The sequence below is a fragment of the Mojavia sp. genome (assembly GCF_059505145.1).
The window spans coordinates 1-12,713 of record NZ_JCACKA010000093.1; the positions used below are offsets into that span (position 1 = coordinate 1).

6 protein-coding genes are annotated in these 12,713 nt (G+C 41.8%); 2 read left to right on the top strand and 4 right to left on the bottom strand.

Annotated elements, in window-relative coordinates:
* Positions 1–714: 714 nt before the first annotated feature.
* Together AC5JL8_RS26765 and AC5JL8_RS26770 are read right to left on the bottom strand one after the other, a co-directional pair.
* Positions 715–1,404 carry a Uma2 family endonuclease gene (locus tag AC5JL8_RS26765; protein WP_495882719.1) on the bottom strand — a complete coding sequence of 230 codons (690 nt, stop codon included), beginning with the start codon at positions 1,402–1,404 and terminating at the stop codon, positions 715–717.
* A gap of 110 nt (positions 1,405–1,514) precedes the next feature.
* The gene (locus AC5JL8_RS26770) at positions 1,515–3,749 is read right to left on the bottom strand and encodes an FdhF/YdeP family oxidoreductase (protein WP_495882720.1); all 2,235 of its coding nucleotides are present in this window, start codon (positions 3,747–3,749) and stop codon (positions 1,515–1,517) included.
* A gap of 224 nt (positions 3,750–3,973) precedes the next feature.
* On the opposite strand from AC5JL8_RS26770, the gene AC5JL8_RS26775 reads away from it, so the two are divergent.
* Entirely contained in the window at positions 3,974–4,738 is a 765-nt protein-coding gene (locus AC5JL8_RS26775) for a sugar phosphate isomerase/epimerase family protein (RefSeq protein WP_495882721.1), read from the top strand.
* 499 nt (positions 4,739–5,237) lie between these two features.
* Entirely contained in the window at positions 5,238–8,894 is a 3,657-nt protein-coding gene (locus tag AC5JL8_RS26780; protein ID WP_495882722.1) for a two-partner secretion domain-containing protein, read from the top strand.
* Positions 8,895–8,946: 52 nt separating this feature from the next.
* On the opposite strand, the gene AC5JL8_RS26785 is transcribed toward AC5JL8_RS26780, so the two are convergent.
* Both AC5JL8_RS26785 and AC5JL8_RS26790 read right to left on the bottom strand, forming a co-directional pair.
* Entirely contained in the window at positions 8,947–11,658 is a 2,712-nt protein-coding gene (locus AC5JL8_RS26785; RefSeq protein WP_495882723.1) for a CHAT domain-containing protein, read from the bottom strand.
* A gap of 2 nt (positions 11,659–11,660) precedes the next feature.
* A complete protein-coding gene (locus tag AC5JL8_RS26790) occupies positions 11,661–12,479 on the bottom strand; it encodes a DUF928 domain-containing protein (protein WP_495882724.1) in 819 nt (272 codons plus the stop codon).
* Between the last annotated feature and the right edge of the window lie 234 nt (positions 12,480–12,713).

Consider the following 12,713-nt stretch of genomic DNA (forward strand, 5'->3'; position numbering starts at 1 on the left):
CATTAACTCAGCATTTATCAGGTGCATTGATCCTTAATCCTTTCGGGGTGCGCTCTATCAAATATTTGTTCTCTTCATTAAGCAATTTTTAATATTTGATCCCTAAAATAGAAACCTATTTCCTCCAAAATTAAAAATATGCAACATAAATGTGCATTAGCTTATTAATACCAATTTTCTCTTAATGTTTATCCAATCTATTTTTTAGAAGTAAGATAAAACATCTCTGGATTGTTGATATGAGAAAGGCAGCAAGATGTCAAGCTTTGTTGCAAGGTACTTTTAACAAAATAAAAATCTCGTTACCTTAAAGATAGCTCTGTACTAAAATCAAGTCGGGGGAATAGTAGCAATGATGGGAATATTTTGGTTTTCGGTTTGCTGCTTGCTTTGGTTGATTGGCTTCACACTTTTGGCAGAAATTTGGTTCTATGAAGAAGAACAAGAGTCAAAAGGGTGAGTATTGCTAATTAAAAATTTGTAATTCGTAATTAGATGAATCGTGAGGCAGTCCGGTCTTGGTGGTTCTCTTTGCATAGGAACTGCCGTAAAGCCTTCTCCTAACAAAGACGCTGCGCGAACGGCATAGCTGCGCTTACTGCGTAGCGTCTTTGCAGGAGATACTCAGACGGTAATTAAGTTACATAGATGGACTGTAGCGATCGCTTTCTCTAATCAGTTTTTAATTACGAATTATGAATTAAGATTTACTAACTATAAATTTTCTGGGTCTATTCCTAACTCTCGAAGTTTTGTTGCTAGACGTTCAGCTTTTTGTTTTTCTTGTTCTGCATGTTGGGTCTGTTTTGCTGCGACTTCTTCGGGTGTAGGAATTAGCTGACCTTCGGCTGTAAAGTAGCGTAATTGATTTTCATGCACACCCAAGTATAAACTTAGTTGCTGGCTCCATAACAAACCTTGGAAGTTAGGTTCTATAGGTTGATAAGTACCACCAACTAAGATAAAACCAGCAAATTCTAAATTCTTGGGGTCAAACCAGAAATATTCTGGAGTGCGAAAGATATCTTGGTAAAGTTGTTTTTTTAAGCCTTTGTCAGTAGCTACAGTTGATTTAGAAAGCAATTCTATAATCAAGTTGGGATATTTACCATCTTCTTCCCACACAACCCAACTGTCACGAGGTCGACGTTCAGTATCCAGTATGACAAAAAAATCTGGCCCTCGAAATTCTTCTGATTTACGCTGACGCTGACTGTAATAAATCGTCAGATTACCAGCTGCAAAAAAATTATTGTGGTCTGGCCACCACCATTCCAGGCATTTTAGCAACAGCAACATTTGCTGCAAATGTAGATAGGTTTCCAAGGGCGGTTCGTCACTGTATAAATCCCCTTGAGGAAATATTATATCTTCTGGGGGTTCAAAATCTTTGGCGACGGACATGGCTGCAAGTATTTGGATGATATAAGTTTAGTGTAGTTTGATGGAATGTGATCCTAATTTGTAATTCTTAATTTGTAATTGGGTAACGCAAAAAAGGTATGAGCCAAGTGTTATTCGGTTATTGAAATTTTTTCTAATTGCACTACAGCATTATAATCTGGCACACCTTCTAAAGAACGTTTACTTTTATCTAGCAGTACGTTTCCTTCAGGCCAATGTACTTGCAAGTTACCTGATTGAATTGGTGCTAAATACACTTGTCCTTGTAATTCACCTAATTGATTTTTGAGAATTACGCGATCGCCATCTTTTAATCCTAATTTTGTCGCATCATCAGGATTCATTAACACTGCATCTCGCACTGCCCCAGTAATAGCATCTTTGCGTTCTTGCACCATACTATTAAATTGTTTGCCCCGACGTGTTGCTACAAAAAAACAACCCTCTGGTAATTCTTTCTGCGTTGGCAATAAAGGCGTAAAGTGCGCTTTTCCGTCTGGTGTGGAGAAGTTCCAGCCAAAGCACAAATGCGAACCGCCATATTGAAACTGATCGCCCTGTTGCTGTAAGTGTTGAATACCAGCATACTGTGGTACAACTTGGGCAATTTCTTGGCGCATCGTGGCTGTATTATCAAAACTCAGCTTGTCTGCTAAATCAGGTTTAACTCGTCTTGCTAACTCCATAAATACTTCCCACTCTGGACGCGCTTCACCAATGCGTGGCCCTGGAATTTCTGGGCTGAAAATTACCCGGCGTTCAGTGCTAGTTTGTGTCACTCCCCCTGCAATTTCGTAGCGAGTTGTCGCAGGTAGCAGCATTACTGTATCGGCTGGTTCTACCAACATTTGGCTAGACAGAACAATATCCATATGCACCCGTAAAGGTATTTTTTTCAGGGCAGATTCTACATAATCCGGTTCTGGCAGCACTTCTAGGAAATTACCCCCGACGGAGAACAACACATCTAATTGTTCTCGATGGGCAGCATCAATCATTTCTGGGGCAATTAGACCTTTAGTTGTGGGCACATCAAAGCCCCAAATCTGCATTAATTGGGCAGCATTTTCTGTGTTGATCGGCTTGCCACCAGGAAAGACTGTAGCATAACATCCCATCTCTGCACCACCTTGCACCCCGGAGTGACCACGAATTGGCATTAAACCGCAGCCTTCTCGACCGACAAAACCTTTGGTGAGAGCTAGGTTAATGATACTGCGTACATTGTCTTCACCGCATTCATGCTGGGTGATCCCCATGCTCCAAACAAATACAGCTTTGTTCGCTTCCCCTACCATTTTCGCAAAGGCATACATTTGATCGCGGGAGGTTCCAGAAAGGCGTTCTAATTCTTCCCAAGATTGGTGATCAAGTGACGCTTTGAGTTCGGCAAAGCCAGTGGTGTAGTTGTTAATAAATGACTGATCTACCCAGTTGTTAGCTATTAGATGCTTAATTGTGCCATTCAAAAAAGCCATGTCTCCGCCCAAGTTTACTAAAAAGAAGTCTTCAGCAAATTTAGTACCGAACAAGGCACTTTCGGGAATTGAAGGAACCCAGTAGCGCTCCATGCCTGGTTCGCGGTAGGTGTTAATAACTACAATTCTAGTGCCAGCTTTCTTGGCATAGTGGAGATACTTAACGGTTACAGGCTGATTGTTAGCAACGTTAGAACCAATAAAGACTAATAAATCAGTACCAATCCAGTCTTTATAAGAACAAGTTGTAGCCCCCGCACCGAGAGAAGCCTTTAAACCTGCGGTACTCGGAGAATGGCAGATACGGGCAGCGTTATCAATATTGTTACTTCCCATAGCCCGCACCGCTTTTTGGGTAGCGTAGTAAGTTTCGTTGACAGTGCCGCGACTGGTAATGTAAAAACTGAGGCGGTCTGGTGTTGTAGCGCGAATGCGGCTGGCGATGACATCTAATGCATGATCCCAACTGACACGGCGAAAGCCTTTTTCACCTCGTTGGCGGATCATTGGGTAGGGAAGCCTTCCCAAGTCGCGTAACTGGGAACTTTTTTGAGTTTGTAATTGAGAAACATTTTTTAGCAGCACTGGATCAAATGCTGGCATAGTATTCATCTGCAACAACCGCAACCGGACATTGCACAGATGGATGCCATCGAGCGTCCAATCTTTCATCCCGGTGGTTCCCAAAGCGCAACCATCGCAGACACCCTTATTTAGGATGTTCCACGCATAAGGTAATTGTTTACGAGAAAGCCAGATTGCTCGAAAAACTTCCCAATAGTTATTGGGGTATTGTTCGCCAATGCCAAAAGGTTTCCAACTTGCCCAGTGTGAAGGTGTCCAAAATTTTGATGGTTTGGGCAACATAGCCAATTGAGGTAAGTAAGCGGTTATTCTTCAAGGCTATCGCTTTGTGACAAATTTGAGTAGCGTTTGAGCGTTGCATAATTGAAGTATAAATTCAGGCGATCGCCTCAAGCTTGCGGGCGCATAGCGAGAACGCTCATCTAGTAATGTACATCACTGGCTGAGGAAATTAATAGAATGAAAACCAAAGTTCAAATGCACAGAACTATCTTGATCAACAGAGGATGAACCAACCCACACTTGCCTATGTGGAAACGTCTCTACCTTTTGCAACTCAGGCAAAGCGATTTGCAGCCGTCCGGGATTGGGGCATTGCTTTAGAAATTGCCAACGAAAAGGATATACAGATAGATGTGTATAAACGCGCCCAGATTCCGATAGCCAGCGTGCAGGCATATAAAATGCACGATTTTCATCCACTTCATCGCAATGCGGAACATCGCCATCAAGCCAAAATCCACGTAGAACAGACCTTGGAACTAGCCGCTCAGCTGAATGCACCTCGAATTGTGACAGTCTGCGGCTTTGGGCATGACCTAGCAGATAATCCATTAGAACGAGCAGTAGAGTTTTTCTCCACCTTGGCTCAACGAGCAGCAAACTTAGGGGTTCGCATCATGATTGAACCCTTAAGTCCCAAACGTGCTGGGGCATTGACACATCCTGATGAGATTGTGTCTGTGATAACGTGCTTAAATCAACCAGAGGTATTTTCTATTGTGCTAGATACCGGACATCTGCTCGATAGTGGCTTTAACCTCAATTTGTTTTTCTCCACCTGGCAGCATCCGGTCGAAGAACTGCAACTTAAGGGCATGAACTCATCTCCACCAACACTGACGATGCCGCTTACTAGTTGGATAAAAGCCATGAAGTTCCCGCCCGATGTGATTTGTGTGGAGCATCGTCAAGCTATTTCCTGGAAAGAATTTGACCAGATTGTACAAAAATGTTTTCATTCGCTGGGGAATTTAAATAAAAACATTTGAGTTTGCGAAGAGCGCGCTCTTCGCAATTGCATTTGTGAGTTTATACTTCTTTCACCTTATCCGCTTGTCTGCTTGCCTATCCTCTTGTTTGCAGAACATCTGTACTATATACTAACCGACAGGTAAATAATTGGCGCTTTTTGAGCTAATTATCACACCAAAAAGCTTAATATCAAGATTGAAACTTATACTCAAGCGATCGCCGCTTATGAAATAGCATTTTAACACTCAAAGATTTGTAGATTTTTCAAAATATTTTGTATTTCTAAAACACGTTGCTAATAAAAATATAGTTATCAAATGGAAGACCTGACACAAAGTCATGCACACGAAGATTTTTATGTTATAAGTCAATAAACCAATAGGATTTACTGAATACTAGCTTAGAAGATTACCAAGTTTTTCATAGACACAAATTATGTCTAATTGTTAAGTATTAAATAGCTATTAACTTGATTTATGATTGACTAAACTCTATTGCTATTTGTGGAGTGTTGCAATGTCTGGTTGCAGATTAACTCGTTGGGGCGCTGTCTTGGGTATTGCAATGTGTGCCAGCATTCCTGGTGCGAATTGTGCGATCGCTCAAATTAGCTCGGATGGCACTTTGCCTATTAACTCGAACGTTAATAAACAAGGTAGCACCTTCAACATTACTGGAGGGACACCTGTTGGCGGCAACTTGTTTCACAGCTTTAAGGAGTTCTCTGTCCCTACTAACAATACTGCTTTCTTCCGCAATGATGCCGACATTCAGAACATTATTAGCAGAGTAACAGGTAGTTCAATTTCTAACATTGATGGGTTAATACGAGCTAATGGTCTAGCTAACCTGTTTGTGATCAATCCCAACGGGATTATTTTTGGACGCAACGCTTCACTGAAAATAGGTGGTTCTTTTGTAGCGACTACAGCGTCGGCAATTGGGTTTGATAATCAAGGTTTGTTTAGTGCTTCTACACCGAATAATCCTGAACTACTTGTGGTCAATCCTTCGGCTCTTCTATTCAATCAAATTGTTGCAGCGCCGATCCAAAATAACTCAGCTAATTTAAGTGTTAATAATAATCGTAGTTTGCTAGCAGTTGGGGGCGATGTCAACATAAATGGTGGCTCCTTAAATGCCTTTGGTGGACGAGTGGAGTTAGGAGGTTTAGCCGGAGAGGGGACAGTTGCTCTTAATGCCAATAGCAACAATTTCAGCTTAAATTTTCCAGATAATGTAGCACGAGCAAATGTGTCGCTTACCAACGGCGCTAAAGTTAATGTTGCTTCTGCTGGTGGCGGTAGTATTGCCATCAATGCTCAGAATATAGATGTTTTAGGAAAAAGTAGCCTACGTGCGGGTATTCGCCCACTTGCAAGAATTGATGACGCTCAGGCGGGAGATGTCACCCTTAACGCCAAGGGAACAGTGAGAATCGAAAATAGCTCTATCTACAACGCCGTTTTTGGTTCTGGAAAAGGTGGTTCCTTACGTGTGGATACAGGGAAATTGATTATTCAAGATGGAGTAGTAGCGACTGCTACTATTTCTAGTGGTAGTGCTGGGGATCTGGTTGTAAATGCCTCTGATTCAATAGAACTCACTGGCAGTTCCTCATCAAACGGTACGATTGAGATTGATATCGATATTCCTATCGCTTTTCTTTTTAATTATCCTGTTTCTGTTCCTGTTCCTATTGGCTTGTTTTCCGCTTCTATTAATGCCCAGAATCTTCCTAATGTTTCTAGTTTTTTAAGTTCTTTACCTACTGCAAGTGGAGATGCCGGAAACTTAACCATTGAAACTGGGCGGTTAATTATCTCTAATGGGCCAGTGGTATCGGCAGGTACACTTAGCACAGGACATGGAGGAAATTTAACCGTGAAGGCAGACTTGATAGAACTTAGTGGTACCTCAGCTAATAATTCTCCCTCATATCTGTTGACTACAACAAATAAGGTTCCTAGCGGATTGCGTAATGAAACTGCCGGTTACGGAGCAGGTGGCAACTTGACCATTAATACTAGACAGTTAATTGTCCGTGATGGTGCATGGGTGACAACTGGTACTGGTGGCGAAATGCCAGGAGGGGAATTGACTGTGAACGCCTCTGAGTCTGTAGAACTTAGTGGCACCTCATCAGAAAATATTCCTAGTGTTTTGGCTTCTGGAACATTGGGATCTGGAAATGCTAACAAATTGGCTATTAATACTAAGAAGCTGATAGTCAACAATGGAGGAATTATCTCGGCGGGTACTTCTAGCTCTGGAGAGGGAGGCGAATTGATTATTAACGCCACCGATTCAGTAGAACTTGTTGGTACTTCAAAACAAGGCTTGTCCGCCTCTCAAATAAAAGATTTGATTGGATTTGGTGGAGCTTTAGTCTCTGACTTCGTGGAAGATCGTCCATTTCCGAGCGGTGTAATTTCTGGGACTGGAAATGAAGGAAATGCTGGAAACTTGACTATTGACACTGGACGGTTATTAATTCAGGGTGGAGCACAAGCATCGGTTTCTACAATTAGTGCCGGAGATGCGGGTGACTTAAATGTTCGCGCCTCATCTATAGAACTGAGTGGGACTTCGCTTGAAAGCCCTAAGCCCAATGACATTGTAGGTCGAAGTCTATTGACAACTGCTGTCGGTGAAGGCTCAACTGGAAAGGGTGGCAATATAACAGTTAACGCCAACTCCTTAACTATCACCGATGGTGCTGCACTGGCAGCCAGTACTTCTGGGCAAGGGGATGGAGGTGATATTACTCTTAACGCCAATACCTTGAGTGCTTTAAATGATGGGCAACTGCGTACATCTACCTTTGGTAGTGGACAAGCAGGTGACATCACACTAAATATTCCAGAAATACAGTTATCTGGTTCCACTAGTGGTGTTTTTGCTCAGACAAGCAGTACAGGGCCAGCTGGAAAGCTGACGCTTCAACCTTTGAATGGACAAACCTTGACAGTAAACTTTTTTCATAAAGCGCAGATTTCAGCATCCACCTCTGGTAGCGGTAAGGGAGGAAACCTCACTATCACCGCCCCTGAGTCAATCGCCCTCAATGGTAATGGTATCTTGGCGGCTACATCGGAAGATGTTGGTAGTGGACGAGCCGGAGATGTGCTTCTTGGTACTGAAAAACTAACTATCAGCAATGGAATGCGCGTTTCAGCCGCTACTAATTCTACTAACCCCGCAGCTAGTGGTGGCAATCTGACCGTGCAAGCTGCACAATTGAACTTGACAGACGGCAGTAGCTTAGAAGCTGGGACGACAGGACAAGGAGCAGGTGGTGACTTGACACTGAGAACAGGAAAATTAGCAGTTGAGAATGGGGCGAAAATAACTGTCAGTAGTACAGGCTCAGGGCGTGCAGGTGACTTAAAAATTCATGCTAACTCTGTATATCTAAATAACAATGCCAAAATTACTGCTGACACTACAGGAGGTGGCGGAAATATCTTTGTACGCTCCCCCTGGTTGTTATTACGCAATCAAAGCTCTATCACCACTAATGCTAGAGGCAGTGGTATTCCTGGAGGTAACATCGCTATTGATGGACTAGATGGCTTCATCATTGCTGTTCCAAGCGAAAATAGTGATATTAGCGCCAATTCTGTTGACTTTCGTGGTGGAAATGTCGAAATCAGCGCTCAAGGAATCTTTGGGATTCAGCGTCGCAATACATCGACTCCAAAAAGCGACATCACTGCAACAGGAGCAAGTCCTCAATTCAATGGTTCAATAGAACTTAATACACCTGGTATTGACCCCAACAGTGGTTTAGTAGAGTTACCCACGATAGCCGTAGACACTGAAGTAGCCCAAGTCTGCGATACTCCTGGTTATGCTCAAAGCAGTTTTATCATCACCGGACGCGGTGGTTTACCTTCCAATCCTACGAAGGATGTTGCAGTTCCTGATGGAGTAGAAGTAGGTTGGGTATCGCTCAAACCCAGAGGCGATGCCAAAGGTGGGCTACGCCTACGCAACGATCAATCCGTTATTAGTAAGCCAATTAGCAATATGCCAGAACGGATTGTAGAAGCAAGCGGATGGTCGGTGAATAAGAAGGGAGAAGTGGTACTCACAGCTAATGTAGCTAATACCAGCCGACGTTCATGGCAAAACGCCATAGCTTGCAATGTTCCTCATGCCAACAAGTAGAAACCAGCTTGAATATTAAGCAATATCGTAAAAATTTGTGTAAACAACTTTACTAAAGCCAATTTCCTACCAATATATAAGGTGCCCAAAAATACGGGCTTTTTTCTTTAGTAAACACAGCTAGTTGAGCACGCTGGAGCGCAGTAGCTTTATTCGTTCCAGCCTTTAACTCATGATAAAATTCACTCATAAGTTGAGCAGTAATCTGGTCATCCACTGACCACAAGCTTGCTAATGTACTACGCGCACCTGCTCGCACAGCTATCCCAGCTAATCCCAAAGCAGCTCGCTTATCACCTTGAGCCGTTTTGCAAGCACTCAAAACGAGTAACTCTATATTTCTATACCTGTTACGATCGCTAACTCGAAGTAAAGTATCAAATTGCTTAACTTTTAATAGTTTGTCCCAGATGAGAATAAAGGTTCTTTCTGGATCAGAACTAAATTCTCCATGAGTTGCGAAGTGAACCACAGAAAAAGGAGATGATTGCAGTTGCTTTCGTAAATTACTGTCGATAAACTTTTGATTTAATAGTTCTTGATTCTGAGGGATTTCCGCCTGGATTTGTTTTAATTCACGTACTACATTTTTCAGCGCTGAGAATTTTCGACCTTCTATCGAGCGTGCTTCTCCTACTCCGGCAGTTAAAGCATTTAAAGGCACCTTTTGCAGTGGTTTGGGGTCGAGAAGTTGTAAACTAGGAGCCAGAGCGATCGCATATTTCTCTATGAGATATTTCTTGTGCTGAGAATCATAGAGAACCCCCATTGGAATATTACGTAATTCGCCGTCTAACACAAAAACTAAAGTGGTAATGTCACTATTAGACAATTCTGCTTGTGCTGGTCGGACTAGCCAATCATATATCTTTTGTGACTGTTGTTTGACTTGAGAAGTCGCGGCGACATCCGGTAAGGATTTCCGCAGTAAAGCTACGGTAGTTTCCAAAGTCTGTTGGGATACATTGCTTGTGTAGTGATGCAATTGTTGATTTGGCAAGGTTAAAATAACCTCTAAGCGGTCTGGCAAAATAATTGAGTAAATAACTGCTGCTTTTTTGTCTTGAGTAACCACTTTGTCAATCTCTACAATTGGTTCTAAACAAGGTGAACGAAAGAAGTTGTTCAGTTCTGCTAGCTGAAGCGATTCCACTACCTGACGAGCTTGTTTGAGTTTGTATTGATTACTCTGTTGTGTGCCTCCTTGTGTGTTTTCTGCTCGTAACTGCAATTCAACTAACTCCCGATACACTGGTTCCACACTTTCACGAAAAGAGAACTGAACGTCTGGGCTAGCGGCAACTAAATCGCCGCGCAAAGATTCGAGAGTTTTGTAAGCTGTATCATATGCAGATATCGCACCTTTTATATCTCCTTTTTGCTTGAGTAAACGTCCTTGCTGCCATTGCCATTGATAAGTAATATCTGACGCATCAATACTCTGGGCTATAAATAAGGCTTTTTGTGTTAAAGCTAGAGCATCAGATAACTGTTTACTATCTTCATACAGTCCGCCAAGAAATCCAAGAGCATAAGATTCGGCTCGCTGGTCTTTCAAGTTCTGAGCTTGCTGCACAGCGGTAGATAATAGTTGAGCAATATCCAAGTTTGAAAGACCACTTGTAGTTGTTTTGTGTGTAAAATTTTTTAATAATGATGCAAACTGAATCCGAGCATATACTGAATTACGGCTAGGAACTAATTTGTTAATTTCAGGTAAGATTTGGGAAGACAAGGCTAATGCTTGTTTTAACGTATTAGTGTCTGAGTTGTTGTTAAAAATCTCTAGAAATAAATTTAGCTGATTTAGCTGTGCGAGCAGGCGCGTAGTAGCTGATGCAGCTTTAGCTGCCTGCTGATAAAATGCCAAAGCAGCTTGAAATTGTTGTTCAGCAAGTTCTATATTGCCTATGCTTCGTTGACTTCTTCCTTGAGCTAAGGCTGTGTTACCTAAACTAAGCAACCCATCACCTATAGCTCTTGAAGATTGTACTTGCTTTGCTACAGCTAAACTTTGTTCTAGAACAGTTCTAGATGTATCTAAATCACCAACGCCTCGTAAAAGATTTCCAAGCCCTTGAAGTCCAGCTGCTTTAATTGATAATTCTGTAACATGAGTAAGGGTTTGCTGAAGATCGGTTAAGGTCTTTTGTGCTTGACGGTAAAGCCCTAACGCTTGCATAGCTTGAGCAGAATTAATCCGGTTACGAATTAACGTTTCTTGATCATTTATTTGCTGATAAATGTCAGCTGCTTTTTGCCAACTAGACAATGCAGCTTCAGTTTGTCCTTGCGTTAATTGTAACCGCCCCTGTACATCCAAAGCTTGTGCTAAAATTGCCAGACTGTCTTTTGAAGGATTTAAAGCTTGTAGCAAATTCAGGCTTTGAATAATTGCTTTTTGTGCTGGCATTGTTTTACCAAACTGCTGATAAGTCAGGGAAAGATTGCTCAACACCATAGCTTGGTTCAATTTATCTCCAGTATTTCCATAATCAATAGCAGCCTGTTCCAAGACCTTGAGCGCTTCAGTAAATTGTCCTGCTTCATAGTAAGCTTTACCTCGTTCTACTAAGCTTTCAGTTTGAGTAACCAATTTTTGGATTTTGGCTTGTGGCTGCTTTAGGTTGGTGTAAGTAAGGCTTGCTAAAACAGGTGGACTAAAAATACATAGTAAGGATGTTACTAGCGCTAAGGAAGAGAAGAACAAAAGTCTCGAAAAAGATTGTAACAGACGGAATAAGATACGCTGTTTTCTTGCCATATTTATTCCAAAGATGAATTTGATTGAGCAACGCCTTTTTGTGGGTTATGAAGTTCTACAATCGATGCTGTTGCAATTTCTGATAAGCCAATATTTTTTAATAAAAGTGTCCAATCCTGTATGAAGATAAGTGAGTTTGGATTAGTACGACGAAGATTAGCTAAATTAGTTATAGCGTCTTGCCAAATCTGGTTGACAGCATAGGTAGTGTATTCACCCGACTGTGCTATTTTCAATTGATTTTGTAAGTCTTGAGTTAAGGGCACACGTTGTACCCACGCTTTCACATAAAAATAATCTAAACTATTTTGGGAATTGCCGCAGAAAACTTTAAAATACCATTGATAATTCTTATTGGTTTTCAAAGCATATTGTGGATTTTGCGGCAAAGTAATGCCGACAACACCAGGCTTCTCTGGTAGTGATAGAGATGTCCGATAGATGTTGTCGTCATTTTCATCTTGAAGTAGAAACTCACCTAAGCGAGCGTTTATAGGTAATTCAGGTACATAAACCCAAAAAGTCGGATATTCAGAAATTGTGTAAGTCAAAAACGATGTTGACTCCTCTGCAATTTCCTTACCAGGCACTAGGGCAATAACAGGCGCATTCAATGGTAAGCAACCATCACGGCTTGTTCCTCCTTTACGGCGACCAGTAGGCGCACCGTTATCTGGAAACTTTGGACGGGGAGAGTGGCTTGGGTTAGGGGCTTGCGCTCTGTTAGCTGATTCGGGAGACTGTGCCCAAACTAGCGAAGAGTAACTTGTCAGACTAACGAGTAATAGCGGGATAATGCCAGCAAGTTTCATCGGAGACATGTCACTTTTGCGAAAGGAATCTAATGGAGAATGGATAAATTATCTTTAGCCTTGCAATGACAATGAATTCAGAACAAACTCAAGCTTTATGAGCAAATGTGAAAGAAATTGCCGTATTTTTGTATGTTCGTAGTAAGCCAGTAATTTTAATAACCACAATTGAATGAAACTACGATATATAAAAACAGCAAAAATGCGTCATATTAAATTGCATACAAAGATGTCATTCTGAGC